The 18,455-nt window shown below is 57.8% G+C and carries 20 protein-coding genes; 5 read left to right on the top strand and 15 right to left on the bottom strand.

The genetic code is table 11. The features are described from left to right. Both trpB and FHW37_RS29315 read right to left on the bottom strand, forming a co-directional pair. The gene (trpB, locus tag FHW37_RS29320; protein ID WP_145642946.1) at positions 1-1,221 is read right to left on the bottom strand and encodes a tryptophan synthase subunit beta; all 1,221 of its coding nucleotides are present in this window, start codon (positions 1,219-1,221) and stop codon (positions 1-3) included. A 10-nt stretch (positions 1,222-1,231) separates the two neighbouring features. Further along, entirely contained in the window at positions 1,232-1,888 is a 657-nt protein-coding gene (locus FHW37_RS29315; protein ID WP_145642944.1) for a phosphoribosylanthranilate isomerase, read from the bottom strand. A gap of 328 nt (positions 1,889-2,216) precedes the next feature. On the opposite strand from FHW37_RS29315, the gene FHW37_RS29310 reads away from it, so the two are divergent. After that, positions 2,217-3,233, top strand: coding sequence for a cell wall hydrolase (locus FHW37_RS29310; RefSeq protein WP_186458465.1), 1,017 nt, complete (start codon positions 2,217-2,219; stop codon positions 3,231-3,233). A gap of 15 nt (positions 3,234-3,248) precedes the next feature. Here the strand turns inward: FHW37_RS29310 and FHW37_RS29305 are convergent, their stop codons facing one another. The 8 genes from FHW37_RS29305 to FHW37_RS29270 form a co-directional block, all read right to left on the bottom strand. Beyond that, positions 3,249-4,010, bottom strand: a complete 762-nt coding sequence (locus FHW37_RS29305) for a M48 family metallopeptidase (protein WP_145642942.1) — start codon at positions 4,008-4,010, stop codon at positions 3,249-3,251. Positions 4,011-4,109: 99 nt separating this feature from the next. After that, on the bottom strand, positions 4,110-4,532 hold the full coding sequence (locus FHW37_RS29300; RefSeq protein WP_145642940.1) for a DUF2852 domain-containing protein: 423 nt from the start codon (positions 4,530-4,532) through the stop codon (positions 4,110-4,112). A gap of 147 nt (positions 4,533-4,679) precedes the next feature. Beyond that, positions 4,680-5,963 carry a polyhydroxyalkanoate depolymerase gene (locus FHW37_RS29295; protein ID WP_145642938.1) on the bottom strand — a complete coding sequence of 428 codons (1,284 nt, stop codon included), beginning with the start codon at positions 5,961-5,963 and terminating at the stop codon, positions 4,680-4,682. Positions 5,964-6,239: 276 nt separating this feature from the next. Next, entirely contained in the window at positions 6,240-8,675 is a 2,436-nt protein-coding gene (gyrB, locus tag FHW37_RS29290) for a DNA topoisomerase (ATP-hydrolyzing) subunit B (protein ID WP_145642936.1), read from the bottom strand. Positions 8,676-8,818: 143 nt separating this feature from the next. Further along, positions 8,819-9,175, bottom strand: a complete 357-nt coding sequence (locus FHW37_RS29285; RefSeq protein WP_145642934.1) for a helix-turn-helix domain-containing protein — start codon at positions 9,173-9,175, stop codon at positions 8,819-8,821. Beyond that, positions 9,172-9,741 carry a Smr/MutS family protein gene (locus tag FHW37_RS29280; protein ID WP_145642932.1) on the bottom strand — a complete coding sequence of 190 codons (570 nt, stop codon included), beginning with the start codon at positions 9,739-9,741 and terminating at the stop codon, positions 9,172-9,174. Before FHW37_RS29280 ends, FHW37_RS29285 begins: the two co-directional genes overlap by 4 nt. Further along, the gene (gene mltA / locus FHW37_RS29275) at positions 9,738-10,859 is read right to left on the bottom strand and encodes a murein transglycosylase A (RefSeq protein ID WP_145642930.1); all 1,122 of its coding nucleotides are present in this window, start codon (positions 10,857-10,859) and stop codon (positions 9,738-9,740) included. The genes FHW37_RS29280 and mltA overlap by 4 nt, the downstream gene beginning before the upstream one ends. Continuing rightward, positions 10,856-11,554 carry a Tim44/TimA family putative adaptor protein gene (locus FHW37_RS29270; protein ID WP_145642928.1) on the bottom strand — a complete coding sequence of 233 codons (699 nt, stop codon included), beginning with the start codon at positions 11,552-11,554 and terminating at the stop codon, positions 10,856-10,858. Before FHW37_RS29270 ends, mltA begins: the two co-directional genes overlap by 4 nt. Before the next feature lie 124 nt (positions 11,555-11,678). Between FHW37_RS29270 and FHW37_RS29265 the strand changes: the two genes are divergently transcribed. Both FHW37_RS29265 and secB read left to right on the top strand, forming a co-directional pair. Then, entirely contained in the window at positions 11,679-12,191 is a 513-nt protein-coding gene (locus tag FHW37_RS29265; RefSeq protein WP_145642926.1) for an FxsA family protein, read from the top strand. An 85-nt stretch (positions 12,192-12,276) separates the two neighbouring features. Then, positions 12,277-12,747, top strand: coding sequence for a protein-export chaperone SecB (secB, locus tag FHW37_RS29260; protein WP_145642924.1), 471 nt, complete (start codon positions 12,277-12,279; stop codon positions 12,745-12,747). Between the two features lie 72 nt (positions 12,748-12,819). On the opposite strand, the gene dnaQ is transcribed toward secB, so the two are convergent. Genes dnaQ through FHW37_RS29235 form a run of 5 tightly spaced genes read right to left on the bottom strand, consistent with a single transcriptional unit; the run spans position 12,820 to position 16,426 of the window. Next, entirely contained in the window at positions 12,820-13,530 is a 711-nt protein-coding gene (dnaQ, locus tag FHW37_RS29255) for a DNA polymerase III subunit epsilon (RefSeq protein WP_145642922.1), read from the bottom strand. Then, positions 13,523-14,131, bottom strand: a complete 609-nt coding sequence (gene coaE / locus FHW37_RS29250) for a dephospho-CoA kinase (RefSeq protein ID WP_145642920.1) — start codon at positions 14,129-14,131, stop codon at positions 13,523-13,525. Before coaE ends, dnaQ begins: the two co-directional genes overlap by 8 nt. Next, complete coding sequence (locus FHW37_RS29245; protein ID WP_145642919.1) at positions 14,128-14,988, bottom strand: shikimate dehydrogenase; 861 nt, start codon at positions 14,986-14,988, stop codon at positions 14,128-14,130. The genes coaE and FHW37_RS29245 overlap by 4 nt, the downstream gene beginning before the upstream one ends. Next, positions 14,981-15,574, bottom strand: coding sequence for a Maf-like protein (locus FHW37_RS29240; protein ID WP_145642917.1), 594 nt, complete (start codon positions 15,572-15,574; stop codon positions 14,981-14,983). Before FHW37_RS29240 ends, FHW37_RS29245 begins: the two co-directional genes overlap by 8 nt. Before the next feature lie 30 nt (positions 15,575-15,604). Beyond that, positions 15,605-16,426, bottom strand: coding sequence for a pyruvate, water dikinase regulatory protein (locus FHW37_RS29235; protein ID WP_145642915.1), 822 nt, complete (start codon positions 16,424-16,426; stop codon positions 15,605-15,607). 400 nt (positions 16,427-16,826) lie between these two features. On the opposite strand from FHW37_RS29235, the gene hemE reads away from it, so the two are divergent. Next, complete coding sequence (hemE, locus tag FHW37_RS29230) at positions 16,827-17,861, top strand: uroporphyrinogen decarboxylase (RefSeq protein ID WP_145642913.1); 1,035 nt, start codon at positions 16,827-16,829, stop codon at positions 17,859-17,861. Further along, positions 17,858-18,403: a protoporphyrinogen oxidase HemJ gene (gene hemJ, locus FHW37_RS29225; protein WP_145642911.1), complete on the top strand. Its 546-nt coding sequence runs from the start codon at positions 17,858-17,860 to the stop codon at positions 18,401-18,403. Before hemE ends, hemJ begins: the two co-directional genes overlap by 4 nt. Positions 18,404-18,455: the final 52 nt, after the last annotated feature.

Raw genomic sequence — 18,455 nt, 5'->3', positions numbered from 1 at the left:
TCAGAGCCCCATTCCAAGAATCTTGCCGACAGTGAAGATGTCCTTGTCGCCGCGGCCGGAGAGGTTCATCACGATGATCTGGTCCTTGCGCATTTTCGGCGCCCGCTTGATCACTTCCGCGACCGCGTGGCTCGGCTCCAGCGCCGGGATAATGCCTTCGAGCTTGGTCAGAAGCTGGAAAGCTTCCAGCGCTTCATTGTCCATGATCGGAACGTATTCGGCGCGGCCGATATCGTTCAGCCAGCTGTGTTCCGGGCCGATGCCGGGATAATCCAGACCGGCAGAGATCGAATGGCCTTCGAGAATCTGGCCGTCGTTATCCTGCAGGAGATAGGTGCGGTTGCCATGCAGAACGCCCGGCGAGCCGGCAGTGATCGAAGCGCAATGTTCGACGCCATCGAGACCGCGACCACCTGCTTCGACACCGACGATCTGCACGCCTTCGTCATCCAGGAAAGGATGGAAGATGCCGATTGCGTTCGAACCGCCGCCAACGGCTGCAATCACCATATCCGGCAGACGACCTTCGGCCGCGAGGGTCTGTTCGCGCGTTTCCTTGCCGATCACCGACTGGAAATCACGCACCAGTTCAGGATAGGGATGCGGGCCAGCGGCGGTGCCGATCAGGTAATAGGTATCGTCGACATTGGTGACCCAGTCACGCAATGCCTCGTTCATGGCGTCCTTGAGCGTACCCTGGCCGGCCGTGACCGGCCTGACTTCCGCGCCCAGAAGCTTCATGCGGAAAACGTTCGGCGCCTGACGCTCGACGTCGGTCGCACCCATGTAGACGACGCAGGGGAAACCGAAGCGTGCAGCAACCGTTGCCGAGGCAACGCCGTGCTGGCCAGCGCCGGTTTCGGCGATGATGCGGGTCTTGCCCATGCGCTTGGCGAGAAGAATCTGGCCGATGCAGTTGTTGATCTTGTGCGAGCCGGTGTGGTTCAGCTCTTCGCGCTTGAAATAGATCTTTGCGCCGCCCAGATGCTCGGTCAGGCGCTCCGCATAATAAAGCGGGCTCGGACGACCGATATAATGCGTACCGAGATCGGCCAGTTCCTTCTGGAAGGCCGGATCGTTCTTCGCCTTTTCCCACTCGCCCTGCAGATCCAGGATCAGCGGCATCAGCGTTTCGGCAACGAAGCGGCCGCCGAATATGCCGAAACGGCCATCTTCATCGGGGCCGGAGCGGAACGAGTTTGGCTTTGGCGTCTGGTTCACTTTCAACTCCTCACGCGGTCTTGCGTACCGCAGCCGGCACGGCGTCAAAGAACGCATCGATCATTCCGATGTCTTTCTGGCCCGGAGCGCTTTCCACTCCAGACGAGACATCTACACCCGAGGCCCGCGTCGAGGCGAGCGCAAGAGCGACATTGTCCTTGTTCAGGCCTCCCGAAAGCATGTAATCGACGCTTCCGTCAAGCGAAGCCATAAGGTTCCAGTCGAAGGAAACGCCATTTCCACCCGGCAGATCCGAGCCTTTCGGGGCTTTTGCGTCAAACAGGAAGCGGTCGGCGACACCGATATAGGCATCCACACGCTCAAGATCGGCAGCGTCACTGATCGACATGGCCTTGATGACCGGAAGACCGTAAAGCGCCTTTACATGCAAGACCCGCTCGGGGCTCTCGTGACCGTGCAGCTGAAGCATGTCTGGCCGGAGCATGGAGACGATATCGTCGAGTTCCTCGTCATCGGCATCGACCGTGACGGCGACGATCCTCACGCGGCCGCGCACGCGATCCGCGAGTTCGGCAGCGTCTTCAGGAGCGATATTTCGAGGGCTCTTCGGAAAAAAGATGAATCCGATATGGGTCGCGCCGCGAGCGGCCGCGCGATCGATGGCTTCGGCTGTCTTCAATCCGCAGATCTTGATGTCAGGCTTCATAGCGGCGAAGTGCCACGAAATCGCGCCGGAGTCGAGGTAAATTCCCCCGCAGTTGCGGGACTTGTGTCGATCAAGGCGCGATCGAAACATGGGATTTGGCAGGCGCGCCGGCAAACGCACGAATCACATTCGCACGCCTGTGCAGTTTCCAATTGATTTTTGCACGCATAACGATATGTTTCATTACTACACAATCCTTTTGCGGCGGTCTTTTGGAAGGAAATTCCCGGCAGAACAAGGCTTTTCGCCAAAGAATTGATTCTGCCTGTGGATTGAGGTAGAGATTTCCGCACCGGCACGATTTTAGAAATGTTTTCGCGGGGGATCTATGGCGGCGATTGATGCAAGCGTTCTTCGCGGAGCGATGTGCCTTTCGGCTGTGCTGCTGCTTTCGGCATGCACCTCTTCCCAGACAGCCTCCTCGCTCGACAACAAAAGCGTCTCGAAAAAGATCGCCCAGGTACCGGCCGGGCCGCAGAAACAAGTTTACACCTATACAAACGCCGACAGGGAATGCCTGAAGCGCGCGATGTATTTCGAATCCAAGCGCGGCAGCGAAAATGGATTCATGGCCGTCGGCAGCGTCATCATGAACAGAATGACGTCGGGGCTTTATCCCGAAACGATCTGTGGCGTGGTGAAGCAGGAAAAGCAGTTCGCACCCGGCGTGTTGAGCCGCAAGATGGATGAGGACACGGCGCCCGATCTGAACGACGCGGCAGACGCAGTCCTCAAGGGCAAGCGGCATCCGGACGTCAAGGAAGCGATGTTCTTCCACACGGCCGGCCTGCGCTTCCCCTACAAGAACATGCATTACGTCGCCAATGCCGGCGGCAATGTGTTTTACGAAAAGCGCGATGAAGACGGCAATCTTCAGACGCCGGAGCCGAAGGCGCCGGAAACCTACGTGATGGTCGCCGAAGGCACGATCGTGCCGACCCCGGAGGCAGCCAGCATGCTGGCAAATGGTGCTCCGATGTCTGCACCTTCAGCCGTGCAGATTGCCGAGGCATCTACGCCTGCCATGCAGGATAGTTTTGACCAGGGCGCGCCGGCGGCGCGTGCAGTGCTTGTTTCGGCCAATGCCCAGACGATTACGGCACCGGTGTTCAACATCGAGAACACGCCGCTGCCGAGCGCGATGCAAGCCTATCAGGCGCAGACGAGTGCTGGTGTCGGCGAGGATAATGCCAGCGCAGCGATCCTCTCGATCGAGGCCCCGGCCGGGAACGTTCCCGTTCCGAAGCGCCGGCCGGCCGCTGGCATCAAGACCGATGGCTCTGCGGACATGGTCATGGCCTCCCCTCAGGCCCGAGCCTGGACGATCCGCACCAGCACGCCGTAAGGCCAAAAATCCAGATCAGCTGAAATCTAGAGCGTGAAGCTGCGAACCGTGCTGCTTCAACCACTTGCGCGCTTCTTCCATTCGGGGGCAGAGTTCGTGGCAGAGCGCCCAGAATTTCGGTCCGTGATTCATTTCCCGCAGATGCGCGACTTCATGGGCTGCGAGATAATCGATCACGACGGGCGGCGCCATGACGATGCGCCAGGAAAAACTCAAGTTTCCATCCCAGGAGCAGGATCCCCAACGACTGCGGGTATCCTTCATGCTCACCGACTGGATGGGCTTGCGCACCGCAGCCGCATGTCGCGCCGCCAGAAGCTCAAGATCCCGCCGTGCTTCCTTCTTCAGGAATGCCGAGATCCTTCGCCCCAGGTGGTCCTCCATGCCGCTCACCCGCAAGACGGGTTTGCCATCAACGACGACGGCTTCCGTCAGACCTCGCAGGGACCCGGTATGCTCAATCCGGTGCGAAACGCCGCGAAGTGAGACCGAACCGCCGGGCCTGATCGGATTATCCGTGCTGAATTTCGAAAGCCTCGTCGCCAGCCAGCCCTGATGCCGATCCAGAAAATCCTCGATTTCATATTCTCGAAGACCAACAGGAATGGTCAGTGCCAAGGCTTTTCCGCCCGGCTCTATCCGTAGCGTGATCCTCGTCGCACGACGATTCTCTCTGACTGTCAGGGGAAGCATTCTGTCACCGACAGCAAGCGCTCGCTTGGTGGTTTCCAGCGGTCTCGTATTCTTGCGGACTGGCTTCTTCAAAAGCGCGAACATGAAATCCTTCTAGCCGATTCGTGATGATTGACGCCGCATAAAAATGCCGGCGCCATGGAGGCGCCGGCGGATATCGGAGATGAGAGCTTGATCTGTCGATCAGAGATCAACAACCGGATTGTCGTCCGCCGGACGCGACTTGCGATCCCGCATGAAACGATCGAATTCGTCCTGATCCTTGGCGCGGCGCAATTCGCGTACGTAGGAATCGAATTCCTCACGCATCGCGTCAAGCTTGCGGCGCTCCTCGTCGAGCCGGCTCAGCTCGGCTTCACGCCAATCGTCGAAGGCGACGTTGCCGGTCGAGAAATGGCGGCGGTAATTCTGGCCGGCGCGGCGGCAGCCGGCAAACCAACGGTCGGCGCGATCATTGGCGTCGCGCTTGAAGCCGCGCAGCCGATCCCCGAAAATAATGTAAGCAAGCATGGCAAGGCCAAGGGGCCAGAACACCACGAAACCGAGCACCATCAGCGCGATGGTAGCCGGCGTCCATTCCGGACGAATCAAAGCAGACTGGTTCATAGGTCACACCCTACAGTTCAAGCGGATTGGCCCATACCAATCCGACGGAATCGATGTGGTGAGCCTTAAATCCTGCTTCAAGAACGGCCCGGATTAAATTACAGAACCTTCTGAAATACCTGCTTAAAATTGCAAAACCCTATGGTTTCAGCTCGATTTCGGCGCCTTTGCAGCACGTTTGGTGGGCTTTGGCGCACTCGCTGCCTCGCCGTGCCTGCGCGTAAACTCTATGATGCGGGGAGCGATATCCCGGCGAAAACGCGAACCGTTGAAGACACCGTAATGGCCAACATCCGGCTGCATGTAGTGAAGCCGCATGTTGTCGGGAATATTTGGACAGATCGTATGCGCCGCATTCGTCTGGCCGAGGCCGGAGATGTCGTCGTTCTCTCCCTCGACCGTCATCAACGCCACATTGCGAATGGCCTTGGTGTCGACCGGCATGTCGCGATGCATCATCTCGCCCTTTGGCAGCGAGTGACGGATGAAGACGGTATCGACGGTCTGGAGGTAGAATTCTTCCGTGAGGTCCATCACCGCCAGATATTCGTCGTAGAAGTCGCGGTGCTTCTCGGCGGACTCACCGTCATTCTTGACGAGGTGCTCGAAGAAATCGTTATGGGCCGTCATGTGTCGATCCAGGTTCATCGACATGAAGCCCGAAAGCTGCAGGAAGCCCGGATAGACCGGACGCATGAAACCAGGCTGCGGAAACGGCACCGGCATGATGACGTTGTCCTTGAACCATTCCAGCGGATGCTCTTCTGCCAGCTTGTTGACCGCGGTCGGATTTATGCGGGTATCGATCGGCCCGCCCATCAGGATCATCGATGCGGGCAGAGCCGGATCCTTACGGGCTTCCATGACTGCAACGGCGGCCAGGACCGGAACGGAGGGCTGGCAGACGCCGACCACATGTGTGCCGGGGCCGATGTGATGCAGCATTTCGATGACGTATTCGATGTAGTCGTCGAGATCGAAAGTCCCATCGGTGACGGGCACCATGCGAGCGTCGATCCAGTCGGTAATGTAGATATCCGCATTCGGGAGCAGTGCTTCGACTGTGCCTCGCAGTAGCGTCGCATAATGGCCCGACATCGGTGCGACGAGCAGGATCTTCTGGTCCTTCGGACGGCTTTCCGGCAGATCTCGGCGAAAATGCAGGAGATCACAGAATGGTTTCGACCAAACGATCTCCTCGGTAATCTTGACCGGCTTGCCGTCAATCACTGTTTCCGGCAGGCCGAATTCTGGCTTGGCGTAACGTCGCGTGGCGCGTTCAAACACTTCGAGGCTCGCGGAAATCGTTCGGCCAAGCGTCGTCTGCGAGAAGGGATTGAGCGGATTGTTCGACATGAAGCGCATTGCATCTGCCGCCGCCCGCAGGGGAGCCAGCGCTGCGTGGTTCATCTCGTAGAACTGATAGAACATCGAGGTTCTGCCCTTCGTCGTCCCGGTCAATATGCGGGAAATCTGTCAAGCCGACCGGCCCAACATGTCAGAACGAGGAGGCTAGCACTTTCTTGTGCAGTTGCAACATAAGATGCCGGTTGGATGGGCAAGGATGAGGCAGTTGCCATTGCCATAGATGTGAGCGGATACTTCCGCTGCGGCTCTTGGCTCCAAGTTAGCCGACTTAAAAAAGTGTTTCACGTGAATCCAAATCCACAGACAAGATTCACGTGAAACCGCTTTGTGCTTGCGCTTTTAAATATCCAGGTTGGCAACGCTCAAGGCGTTGTCCTGGATGAATTCGCGGCGGGGCTCGACTTCATCGCCCATCAGGCGCGAGAAGAGTCCGTCAGCATCGGTCGCGTCGTTGACCTTGACCTGGAGAAGCGAGCGGACGTTCGGATCGAGCGTCGTTTCCCAGAGCTGTTCGGCATTCATCTCGCCAAGACCCTTATAGCGCTGCATCGAGAGACCCTTGCGGCCAGAAGCGAAGATGGCTTCCAGAAGCGCGCGCGGACCGGAAATATCCTGCTGGCCTTCCTTGCGAGCGAGAACCGGCGACGTGCTGTAGATTTCCTGCAAGCGCGATGACATCTGGTCGATGTGACGAGCGTCAGCCGAACCGATCAGCGCAACATCGAGTGCTGCCGTTTCGCGCACGCCACGAACCATGCGTTCAAAGCGAAGACCACCCTCACCCGTGACATGACCCGACCAACCACGTTCGGTATCTTCAGAAATCATGTCGAGACGGCGGGCAACTTCATCGGCAGTCTGCTGCGCACGCTCACGATTGTCCGTCAGTTCCGGATTGAGCGCACCGGCGATCGCCGCCTGTTCAACGATCGAACGATCGTAACGGGAATGAAGGCCATCGAGCAGCGAGCGAATACGCAGGGCATCGGTCACGACTTCGCGCAAATCGGCTCCGGCGCGGACTTCACCACTGCCGAGCTGAAGCGTTGCTTCGTCGAGACCCATGTTGATCAGGTATTCCTCGAAGGCTTTTTCGTCCTTCAGGTACTGGATCGACTTGCCACGCGTCACCTTATAGAGCGGCGGCTGTGCGATATAGATATGGCCGCGTTCGATCAGGTCCGGCATCTGGCGGAAGAAGAAGGTCAGAAGCAGGGTGCGGATATGGGCGCCGTCGACGTCAGCGTCCGTCATGATGATGATCTTGTGGTAACGCAGCTTGTCGACGTTGAACTCGTCCTTGCCGATCGACGTGCCGAGTGCCGTGATCAGCGTGCCGATTTCCTGGCTCGACAGCATCTTGTCGAACCGCGCACGCTCGACGTTCAGGATCTTGCCGCGCAGCGGAAGGATCGCCTGGTTGTCACGCGAACGGCCCTGCTTGGCAGAACCACCTGCCGAGTCCCCTTCCACGAGAAAAAGTTCGGACTTGGACGGGTCGCGTTCGGAGCAATCGGCAAGCTTGCCTGGCAGCGAGGCGATGTCGAGAACGCCCTTGCGGCGGGTCAGTTCGCGGGCCTTGCGGGCAGCTTCGCGGGCGACGGCTGCCTCGACGACCTTGCCGACCAGAACCTTGGCATCAGCCGGATGTTCTTCCAACCAGGAGCTCAGGGCTTCGTTGACGAGGTTTTCGACGACCGGACGCACTTCGGAAGAGACCAGCTTGTCCTTCGTCTGCGACGAGAATTTTGGATCCGGTACCTTCACGGAGAGAACGGCGGTCAGACCTTCGCGGCAATCATCACCGGTCAGCGAAACCTTTTCCTTCTTAGTGATACCGGAGGTATCGGCATAGGAGGTGATCTGGCGCGTCAGGGCGGCGCGGAAGCCGGCCATATGCGTGCCGCCGTCGCGCTGCGGAATGTTGTTGGTGAAGCAGAGCACGTTCTCGTGGTAGCTGTCGTTCCACCACATCGCGACTTCAATCGAAATCCCGTCCTTTTCGCCCTTGATGGCGACCGGCTTTTCGACAAGCGCTTTCTTGGAACGATCGAGATATTTGACGAAGGCTTCGAGACCACCGTCATAGAGCAGCTCTTCTTCTCTGATATCCGACTTGCGCTTGTCCGTGAGCCGGATTCGGACGCCGGAATTCAGGAAGGCGAGTTCGCGGAGACGATGCTCCAGCGTGTTGTAATCGTATTCCGTCATGGTGAAGGTTGCGGGGCTCGCGAGGAAGGTGACCTCCGTGCCCGAACGGCCTTCATATTCGCCAATCACCTTCAGCGGCGCGTCAGCGACACCGTGGGTGAAGGAAATTTCATGGACCTTGCCATTACGGCGGATGCGCAGCTTCAGCCAGACGGAGAGCGCGTTGACGACAGAAACACCAACGCCGTGCAGACCACCGGAAACCTTGTAGGAGTTCTGGTCGAACTTACCGCCGGCATGCAGCTGGGTCATGATGACTTCGGCAGCGGAGACACCCTCCCCCGAGTGGATGTCGGTTGGAATGCCGCGGCCGTTATCGGTAACGGTTACCGAGCCATCCGCATTCAGCGTCACCGTCACCAAGTCGGCATGACCAGCCAGTGCTTCGTCAATCGCGTTGTCGACGACTTCGTAGACCATGTGGTGAAGACCGGAGCCGTCGTCGGTGTCGCCGATATACATGCCGGGGCGCTTACGCACCGCGTCAAGCCCCTTCAGGACCTTGATCGAATCGGCACCGTATTCGGCACTCGCGCCGTTATCGCTCACGGGTGTATCGCTCATTCAGTTTCTTCCAGTTGGTTGTAGACCGGCGACGAATCACCGGTGTTCAGGCTCTGAATATAGGGAATCCAGCCTTGGTTCTAAAGGTTGGGGATGTCCAAAACGCCATGAAAGCCGTGGATGCACGCAGATTTAAACGCGTCTCAGCCCTCTTCAAGCAATCTCTGCATCTCATCTAGCACAGCGGGCGGCAAAGTGCGAATCTTCGCGGCCAAGCGATTGGCAAAGGCCGTATAGGCGGGCGGCAGGCCGCTGGTATCCAGCATGACTTTCGGAGCCGAACTTTCGGCCACCCGGAACAATTCTTCCGCCTCATCCCAGATGATATTGAAATAGCCGGCAATGCGCTGCAACAGCTCGAAGGTCGGTCGCCCGCGCCGACCATGTTCCAAAGCGGAGAGATAGGCGGGCGTGACACCGATGGCTTCCGCCAGTGCCCGCTGCGTGACGCCCTTGCGGCTGCGCAATTGCCGCAAAGCCTCTCCGAACGGCGTCGTCATGCGCCCGGCCGTCCGCGCGACAGGCGAACATACATGGCGCCGTCACCGCCATGATGACGTGCGGCCCATTCATAGGACGAGATCAGGAAACGGAATTCCGCCTTGGAGAACCAGAGCGGCACCGCGCGACGCAAGGCGCCTTCGCTGCCCATAGAACTTCCTTTGCCGGTGATCACCAGAACATGGCGCAGGCCACGATCATGCGCGCGCAGGAGAAACTCCAGGAGCAGATCATGGGCCTCATCCTGATAGAGGCCATGCAGATCCAGCCGCGCCTCGATCGGCAGGCGGCCCTTGGCGAGCTTGCGTTGCGTGGGCTTTTCAAGCGGGTGGTGGCGGCCTGCCGGGCGTTTCAAGTTCGCGGCCGGCGCTTCCACAATCGCCTGCAATTCTACTGTCTTGGTGTCCTGCCGAACGACGGCCGCCTGCTCTTCGATGGCAAGCTTTGCCGCCATCTCTTCCTCGGAGGCCAAGATTTCCTTCAACCGGCCAGGAAGAGCTCGGGCAGATTTCGCGACCTTGCCCCAGAGCATGCGCTCGTCATTGCTGAGCTTTCGGTCCTTCATCCGTCATACCTGCTCGCCGCGGCTTTCGGGATGAGGATATAGAAGTCTGCATCATTGCGCACCGTGCCAGCCATTTCACCCGCCGAAAAACCGGAACCGGTAAAGATGTCGCCCCGCGCAGGACCGATGATTGCCGAGCCTGTGTCCAGCGCCAACATCAGTCGCGAAAAGGATTTTCCATCATCCAGATGACGCAGCGACTGCGAATGGATGAAGAAAGGAAATCCGAATGTGTGGATGGTGCGATCGACGGCCAGGGACCGGCCGGCGATGAGCGGCACTTTTGCAGCGGCGACTGGCCCAAGCGCCGGATCACTGACATCGGCCTCGCGGAAGAAGATATAGGAACGATTGTGCCAGAGCACCTCGTCCACCTGATCAGGATGTCCGGCGAGCCAGGCACGAATGCTCTGCATCGAAATTTCAGCCCGGTCGATCTCGCCGCGATCGATCAGCAGCTTGCCGACGGGCGAGAAGGGATGGCCCGCCTTTGCGGCATAGGTGATGCGGCGAACGCGACCATCGGGATAGATGAGGCGGGCAGCGCCCTGAACATGCGTGAAGAAGACATCGACTTTCGAGCGGGCCCAGGCAATTTCAAGCCCCTGCCCTTCGAGAAAACCGCGATCGATTTCGCCTCGGTCGGGATAAGCAACGATCCCGCCCGCCGTCTGACGTGCGAACGCATACCCCGCATCCATGCCGGCCGGCCGGTTTTGATCGTCTATATCGACGAGGTCAGCCGGGCGATTGTAGAAGGGATAAAGCCACTCGCCGCCAGGCGTATCGGAGACTTCGACTTCCGGCTCATAGAACGCCGTCACGAAACCCGGTTTTTCGTCGCGCTTGTGAATTGCGAAAGGCACGCATTCGGTTTCGAAAAACTGGCGCATCATCGCCGGATCGGCTGACTGCAGTTCTGCAGCCTTCTCCAGCAGGGGTAAAAGATCAGCCGTCGTCAGGCCCAGAGCGCCGGCCTTGTAGGGTTTGGTGCCGGTCACATGTCGAAGGCATGCACGCATGCCTTCGAGCAATGTTGTCGGATCATCGTCCTGCCATCCAGGAAGATCTGAAAACGGCACAGGCCGCAGATGACAGTCGGCTAAGTTCGAGATCATTGTTCGGATTCGGTAGCGATCAATTTCCAGTTCGGATCGCGCGAGCGGATGTCACGGGCAAAGGTCCAGATGTCGATGACCTCGGCAACGTTTTCCTGATCGCCATCGATCAGCGTACCGGCCTTGTCCAATGTCGCGGAGATCAGCTGGCTGACAATCCGCACCGTAACCTGCGCTTCGCTATCCTTGACCAGCGCCTGGGTAATGTCAGCCTTATCGATGCCAACGAAGGTGGATTTCACCACCTCGCCCCTCGCCTCGCGTTCTGCGATCGCTGCTTCGAAACCGTCATAGACTTCCTTCGACAGAAGACCTTTCAAGGTCTTCCGATCGCCATCGGCAAAAGCCATGACGATCATCTCGTAAGCCATCTTCACGCCGTTGATGAATTCCTTCGGCCGGAAAGAGGCGTCAGCCTTCAGAAGCGCACGCAGCGATTCGTTGAGGGGCGTTTCCGGCTTGGCAAGGCTGTCGACTTCGGCAAGGCGCTGATCGTCATCGGCCGCATCACGACGCGGCAAGGTCACAACCTTGCTATCGTCCGCGCCGGGAGCCTTGATAGCTTCACGCGGGCTCGACAAATCCGCCGGCGGCTTCTCGTTTCCTGTCCGACGACCGAGCACGCTGCGCAATTGCAGGAAGATCAGGACCGCCGCGACAAGGAAAAAAAGTGTAATGAAGTCGTTCGAACCCATATTATCCCGCAATCGCCGTTTGAAAGTCTCAGTGCAGCTTTTCATATAGTCTGCATCCTGCCATCTTCAAATAGCAGTAGCACTTCACGAATTCGATCCCTCGTCCATAGATACAGGCAATCTCATGCGTTTCCCTCTCCTGTCGCTTCTGGTTCTGGCTTGGCCTTTGGCCGAGATCGCCGGATTCGTTGTCGTCGGGCGGGCCGTCGGCCTCTGGGCGACACTTGGGCTGGTGATCGGAACTGCTGTCATCGGCAGTCTGCTGATCCGCGGTCAGGGCATCAGCCTGCTGCGCAAACTTTCGAGCGAGGGCCGGGAAGGACGCATGCCTGCGCGCGGCGTGATCGACGAGGCGATGAAGGTCATTGCCGGCTTCCTGCTTTTCCTGCCGGGTTTCGTGACAGATATCATCGGCCTTGCGCTGCTCGTACCGTTCATCCGGAACCTTATCTGGTCGTTGGTCGGCCGGCGTATCGTGATCGTCAATCCGCAGGGGCCTGCAAGCAATTACAGGCGCGATGACGGGCCTTTTACGCGTGACCCGAACGGGCCGGTGGTCGATCTCGACGCCGATGATTTCAAGCGCGATCCAGACTCGTCTTCTCCCTGGTCGCAGAACCGCCGCATCGACCAATGACGGTTGCCGGGCCGGCCACAGGGTTGTAACGCCAAAAGCGAAATGTTAGACGGCCTCAATGCTTTCAAGCCTCGAGGAAACCCCAATGGCAGACGACAACACGCAGTCCCCCTCGCTCAACATCCTGGCCCAGTACACCAAGGACCTTTCCTTCGAGAATCCTGGCGCGCCGCGTTCGCTGCAGGCCCGCGACAAGGCACCGGCCATCAACATCAGTGTCAATGTAAACGCCAATCCGTTGTCGGACAGCGATTTCGACGTCGTTCTGTCGCTGAATGCCGAAGCGCGTGAAGACGACAAGGTCGTCTTTGCAGCCGAACTGGTTTACGGCGGCGTCTTCCGCATCACCGGCTTTCCGCAGGAACACATGCTGCCGCTGCTCTTCATCGAGTGCCCGCGCCTGCTGTTCCCCTTCGCACGCCAGATCATCGCAGACGTCACCCGCAACGGCGGTTTCCCGCCGCTCATGGTCGACCCGATCGATTTCGGCCAGATGTTTTCCCAGCGTATGGCAGAAGAGCAGGCTCGTTCGCAGGTCAACGCGCTCAACAGCTAAGCTGCGGCAATCGCTACAAACAGAAAAGCCCAGCATGTCGCTGGGCTTTTTCGTATCCGGGATTTGCCGATATTAATCGGCGTCGCGATATTTGAGCCAGATCGCCTTGTCCTTGAGTGACGCGATCATCGAGGCATGCGCGGCAGCTTCCGCTTCGCTCAATCGCGAGGGCAGAGCATTCGGTCTCGCCGCAATTTCACCAACGACAACTTCTTCGACTTCGACAGGTCCACTTTTCGCCTGTTCGGAACCGACCAGACCAAGAGCAGCCTGCCGGCCGCCATTCATCTCGATATAGACTTCGGCGAGAAGTTCGGAGTCGAGAAGTGCGCCGTGTTTTGTACGGTGTGTATTATCGATCCCGTATCGACGGCAAAGCGCGTCGAGCGAGTTCGGCCCCATTGGATGTTTGCGGCGGGCAAGTGCCAGAGTGTCGATAACCTGATCCTGCGGGATAGGCGGGAGGCCAATACGCTCGAGCTCGGCGTTTATGAACCCCATATCGAAGTTGGCATTATGTGCGACCCATTTCGCGCCCTCGAAAAATTCAAGGATTTGCTGCGCGACATCGGCAAAAGGCGGCTTGTCCTTCAGGAACTCATCGGTGATGCCATGGACTGCCAAGGCGTCCGGGTGAACCTTCTTGTCGCCGGGACTGATATAGATGTGCAGCGTATTGCCGGTCGGGAAATGGTTGAATAGTTCGACGCCGCCGATTTCGATAATGCGATCGGACTTGTTCTCAAGACCTGTCGTTTCCGTATCGAAGATAATCTCACGCATTTTTCCGCTCGCTCATTTTTCCGGCCCGCAAGGAGGCAATGATACCGGCCACCCTCGATCGTGCAGATTCTAGTCCCAAGCCCGTATCGATCAAGAAGTCGGCTCTTTTGCGTTTCTCACCGTCCGGTATTTGTCGCGACAGAATCAATGCCAGTTTTTCTTCCGACATGCCTGGACGCGCAAGGACGCGGGCTTTTTGGATCTGCGGATCACAGGTCACAACGACGGTGACATCAACCCTGCCCTCTGCGCCCACTTCAAACAGAAGCGGGATATCGAGCAAGACAATATCAGCACCATTGATCCGGTGTTTTTCGAGAAACTGCTTCTCGCGAGATTTTACGAGCGGGTGGACGATCGATTCCAGGAGTTGGAATTTTTCGGGTGCCGCAGCCAGCTGGCGGGAAAGCTCCGCCCGGTCAATCGCGCCATCTTTCTCCGTGCCGGGAAAAGAGGTCGAAACAGGACGAACAGCGTCAGACCTGTAGAGTTCATGGACGACGGCGTCGGAATCATTCACGGGAATACCTTCCTCGACAAACATTTTCGCCGTGGTCGATTTTCCCATACCGATGGAGCCGGTCAATCCGATGACGATCAAGGATGGGCCTCCAGATCCGCAATCACCAAATCACGAAGCGCCTGATCAACAACAGGCCGCTGGCCGAACCACTTTTCAAAACCGGGGACGGCCTGGTGCAGGAGCATGCCAAGTCCATCGACAATTCTGAAACCTTGGGCTTCGGCTTCTGCAAGCAGCGGCGTCTTCAAAGGCGCATAGACGATATCAGTGACAACAGCGTCCGGCGCCAGTGGCGAAAAATCGATCGCCAGCGTTTCACCGCCGTCCATGCCAAGCGATGTCGTGTTAACGAAAAGGCCCGCTCCCGCCATGGCCTGAGACAGGTTGCTCAGACCTGATGGCTTGACCGTTTCACCGAAAACGCGGGCGAGTTCCTCGGCGCGAGATACAGTCCGGTTGATCACGTGAATCTCTTCAAAGCCGCGATCACGAAGTGCCTGAATAACGGCGCGGCTCGCACCGCCGGCGCCAAGGACAACCGCACGCCGTGCGTCATCCCAACCTGGTCCTCGTTCATCGAGATTGGCTTTGAAGCCATAGCCGTCTGTGTTGGTGGCGTGAATGAGACCATCCTCTACCCACAACGTATTCGCCGCGCCCAATTCGCGGCTCAACGTATCGGGCCGGTCGGCCAAAGCAAAGGCGGCTTCCTTGTGAGGTATGGTGACATTGCCACCGATATAGCCGGAGCGGCCGTCCCGGAGCATGTCCAGGAACGTCGAGAAGTCAGCCTCTGGAACAGCCTCCCTTTGATACTGCCCGGAAATTCCGAGCTGTTTCAGCCAATGGTTATGGATCAGGGGCGAGCGTGAGTGCTTGATCGGCCAGCCGGTTACGAAAGCATTAACCAAAGATGTTTCACGTGAATCACGCATCGATCGCACCCAGTTCACGCAGCTTGTCGAGGAGGGGCAGCATGGGCAGGCCCAGAATGGTGAAGTAGTCACCCTCTATCCTGGAGAAGAGCTGGATGCCCTCCCCTTCCAGCTGATAGGCGCCAACGCTCCCAAACACCTTGTCACCGACGCGTTCCAGATATTTGGAAATGAACTCGTCGCCGAGAGTGCGCACAGTCAGGTCCGCGTGCGAAACATGTTCCCAAATGATTTTCCCGGCTGTTGCGATGGCGATGCCGCTGTTCAGCCTGTGCGTCTGGCCGGAAAGAGACAAGAGATTTTCGCGCGCTTCATCGAGTGAGCCGGGTTTGTGATAGACCCGGTCACCGAGAGACATCGTCTGATCCGAGCCGATTACCAGGGCCTCCGGCGCTTCAGCGCTGACGAAAAGCGCCTTTTCGCGCGCGAGTACTCGCGCAACATCTGCTGGTCTGTGACCCACCAGTTCCGCTTCGATTCGGCGTTCATCAATCGCCGCCGGCCGGCTTTCGAATTGGAGGCCGGCATTTTCCATGAGCATCCGCCGGAATGGGCTTGATGAGGCAAGTATGAGGCTCATTCGCAATGCCGTTTCCTGTTGTTAAGGTGGCACCGCTTAACGCAGCTTGGGGCGCAGCGCAACGATCGCCGCTGCCGTCTCCTCTATCGACCGGCGCGTCACATCTATTATAGGCCAGCCGTGTCGCGTGCAGAGAGCTCGCGCATATTTCAGCTCCTCATTGATGGTTGCCCGGTTGGTATACTGGCTTCGGTCGAAACTCTGCGAAGTGCCCAACTCGCGGTTTTCGCGGACCTGTGAAATCCGGTCGGTCGTCGCCACCAGGCCAACGATCAGGGGACGTGTTGCCCTGTGAAGCGCCTCGGGCAGTTCGATACCTGGAACGATCGGAATGTTGGCGGTCTTGATACCGCGATTGGCGAGATAGATGCTGGTGGGAGTTTTTGACGTTCGGCTGATGCCGATGATGACGACATCGGCCTGATCATAATCCTCGGCCATCTGACCGTCATCGTGATCCATGGTGAAGTTCAGCGCTTCTATGCGGGCAAAATACTCCGCATTCAATGCGTGCTGGGCACCCACCTTCCATCGCAGTGGCGCACCGAGATAGGTCTGGAAGACAGCAAGAACCGGTTCGAGAACATTGACGCACGGGACCCCGATCTCCCTGCAGCGCGTATCCAGCCAGCGCGCAAGTTCCTGATCCACGATCGTGTAGAGAACAATGCCCGGTTCCCGATCAACGGCATCAAGCACGGATAGCAGCTGCTTGCGATTCCGAACCAGGGGATAGACGTGTTCGATCGACATCGAGTTCTGAAATTGCGCAGCAGCAGCGCGACCGGCTGAGATCAGAGTCTCGCCCGTTGAGTCAGATATGAGATGCAGATGAAAGAAATTTTTGCGGTTCTCCACGCTAATCTCGGGCCTCTGTTGACAACTTGGGACAATCGGCAGCCTTGCCGCTCAGCCTGCCCAGGCCTGAGGAAAACATGCGTTTTTTCCACAATTGGCGCCGCGATGGATCGTGATCGAGGCTACATGTGGGTTATGTGGACAAGAGCAATGAGCCTTGAAAGGATTCACACTATATCCACAATCGAGTTCGTTTTCGAGAGAAACTAAGCCACTGGAATCGTGGATTCAATCGGCACAATCCACAGAAGGCATATCTGCCTCTGGCTACATATCCGGATTCCTGTTCAAGGCCACGTGAATCCGGCTTGAGCTGTGGTTTGACTTTAATCCTTGCTACTCACCGACTCTAAGAAATAGAAACCCTTTTAAATTATCTTTTCTTTTTTGGGAGAACCCATTGACCGGCCCCACCCGGAAGATCGTCGAAGTGCTCGACGGAAAAACTTTGACACCACCTCCGATCTGGCTCATGAGACAGGCAGGACGTTATCTGCCGGAGTACCGCAAGACCCGCGCAGACGCGGGCAGCTTTCTCGATCTCTGTTATAATCCGGAGCTTGCTGTCGAAGTGACGCTGCAGCCGATCAGGCGCTACGGCTTCGATGCAGCGATCCTGTTCTCCGACATTCTCGTGATACCCGATGCGTTGAAGCGGAACGTCCGTTTTGTGCAGGGAGAGGGTCCACAGATGGATCCGATCGATGAAGCTGGGATAGCTGCTCTCGTCACCGACAATGTGCTGTCTCATCTAGCCCCCGTTATCGAAACCGTTCGCAGACTTCGCCGGGAGCTGCCTGCAGAAACGACGCTGCTCGGTTTTTGCGGGGCGCCTTGGACGGTCGCGACCTATATGATCGCCGGACACGGGACACCGGACCAGGCCCCGGCGAGGCTTTTCGCCTACCGTTATCGCGAGGCTTTTGAGCGCCTGCTGGCTCTGCTCGCGGAGATTTCCGCGGAATATCTCATCGCACAGATCGACGCCGGCGCCGATGCAGTTCAGATCTTCGATTCCTGGGCCGGTGTTCTCGGTGAAGATGAATTCGAGGCCTTTGCGGCAAAGCCGGTCGCTCGGATGATCGAGATCGTCAGGCGTGAGCGTCCACGTGCAAAAGTTATCGCATTCGCCAAGGGCGCTGGTATGAACCTGAAGAATTATCGTTCAAGGGTGAAGGCCGATGCGATTGGCCTCGACTGGTCGGTGCCGCTTGATTTTGCCGTCGAGCTTCAGAAGGAAGGCCCGGTCCAGGGTAACCTTGATCCGATGAGAGTCGTCGCTGGCGGCCAGGCTCTTGAGGTCGGCGTGGATCGCATTCTGCAAAAATTGGGTAACGGCCCGCTGATATTCAATCTGGGACACGGCATTACGCCGGAAGCAGACCCGGCCAACGTTGCCACGCTCGTGGAGCGGGTCAGGAATATTCATCGATGACCGTAAATCGAAGCGAAAAACCTGGCCCTTCCGGGAGCGTAACCGCGGCAAGAGCTGGCGCTGCGCTGATCGTTTTTATCGGAATTCTGGCTCTTGTTCGCTGGTTGCAGCCGGATGAATTCGGGCTTTACGTCAAGGCCTTTCACGTGATCGCGGTGATCTCGTGGATGGCCGGGCTGCTTTATCTGCCCCGACTTTTCATCTACCACAACGATGCCGAGCCCGGTTCCGCGCAGTCTGAAACGTTCAAGATGATGGAACGGCGTCTCCTGAAGATCATCATGAACCCGGCGATGATGATCACCTGGGTCTTGGGACTTTATCTCGCCTGGGATCTTTATGATTTTCAGGGCGGATGGCTCCACGCGAAAATCCTGCTAGTCATCCTTCTGACCCTCGTTCACATGTTCTTCAGCGCCGCGGTTCGCAATTTCGCGATCGACGGACCGCGAAAATCCTCTCGCTACTGGAGATTGTTGAACGAGATACCGACGCTTCTGATGGTCGGTATCGTGCTTCTGGTGATCGTGAAGCCTTTTTGAAACGTGATCCGGCAGTTTTTCTTGCTGCTGCGACAAGCTAGCTCTTGCAGGC

Source organism: Neorhizobium alkalisoli (assembly GCF_007829835.1).
Classification (GTDB): domain Bacteria; phylum Pseudomonadota; class Alphaproteobacteria; order Rhizobiales; family Rhizobiaceae; genus Neorhizobium.
Note: the sequence above shows the minus strand (reverse complement) of the source record. Positions and strands in the feature narration are given on the sequence as shown.

Excerpts from the sequence above, each read along its gene's own strand:
- secB (WP_145642924.1), top strand. The coding sequence starts at position 12,277 with ATGGCAGACGACAACACGCAGTCCCCCTCGCTCAACATCCTGGCCCAG.
- FHW37_RS29270 (WP_145642928.1), bottom strand. The coding sequence starts at position 11,554 with ATGGGTTCGAACGACTTCATTACACTTTTTTTCCTTGTCGCGGCGGTC.
- FHW37_RS29285 (WP_145642934.1), bottom strand. The coding sequence starts at position 9,175 with ATGACGACGCCGTTCGGAGAGGCTTTGCGGCAATTGCGCAGCCGCAAG.
- mltA (WP_145642930.1), bottom strand. The coding sequence starts at position 10,859 with ATGATCTCGAACTTAGCCGACTGTCATCTGCGGCCTGTGCCGTTTTCA.
- hemJ (WP_145642911.1), top strand. The coding sequence starts at position 17,858 with ATGACCGTAAATCGAAGCGAAAAACCTGGCCCTTCCGGGAGCGTAACC.
- FHW37_RS29265 (WP_145642926.1), top strand. The coding sequence starts at position 11,679 with ATGCGTTTCCCTCTCCTGTCGCTTCTGGTTCTGGCTTGGCCTTTGGCC.
- FHW37_RS29300 (WP_145642940.1), bottom strand. The coding sequence starts at position 4,532 with ATGAACCAGTCTGCTTTGATTCGTCCGGAATGGACGCCGGCTACCATC.
- FHW37_RS29295 (WP_145642938.1), bottom strand. The coding sequence starts at position 5,963 with ATGTTCTATCAGTTCTACGAGATGAACCACGCAGCGCTGGCTCCCCTG.
- FHW37_RS29305 (WP_145642942.1), bottom strand. The coding sequence starts at position 4,010 with ATGTTCGCGCTTTTGAAGAAGCCAGTCCGCAAGAATACGAGACCGCTG.
- FHW37_RS29310 (WP_186458465.1), top strand. The coding sequence starts at position 2,217 with ATGGCGGCGATTGATGCAAGCGTTCTTCGCGGAGCGATGTGCCTTTCG.
- FHW37_RS29315 (WP_145642944.1), bottom strand. The coding sequence starts at position 1,888 with ATGAAGCCTGACATCAAGATCTGCGGATTGAAGACAGCCGAAGCCATC.
- dnaQ (WP_145642922.1), bottom strand. The coding sequence starts at position 13,530 with ATGCGTGAGATTATCTTCGATACGGAAACGACAGGTCTTGAGAACAAG.
- gyrB (WP_145642936.1), bottom strand. The coding sequence starts at position 8,675 with ATGAGCGATACACCCGTGAGCGATAACGGCGCGAGTGCCGAATACGGT.
- FHW37_RS29280 (WP_145642932.1), bottom strand. The coding sequence starts at position 9,741 with ATGAAGGACCGAAAGCTCAGCAATGACGAGCGCATGCTCTGGGGCAAG.
- FHW37_RS29245 (WP_145642919.1), bottom strand. The coding sequence starts at position 14,988 with ATGCGTGATTCACGTGAAACATCTTTGGTTAATGCTTTCGTAACCGGC.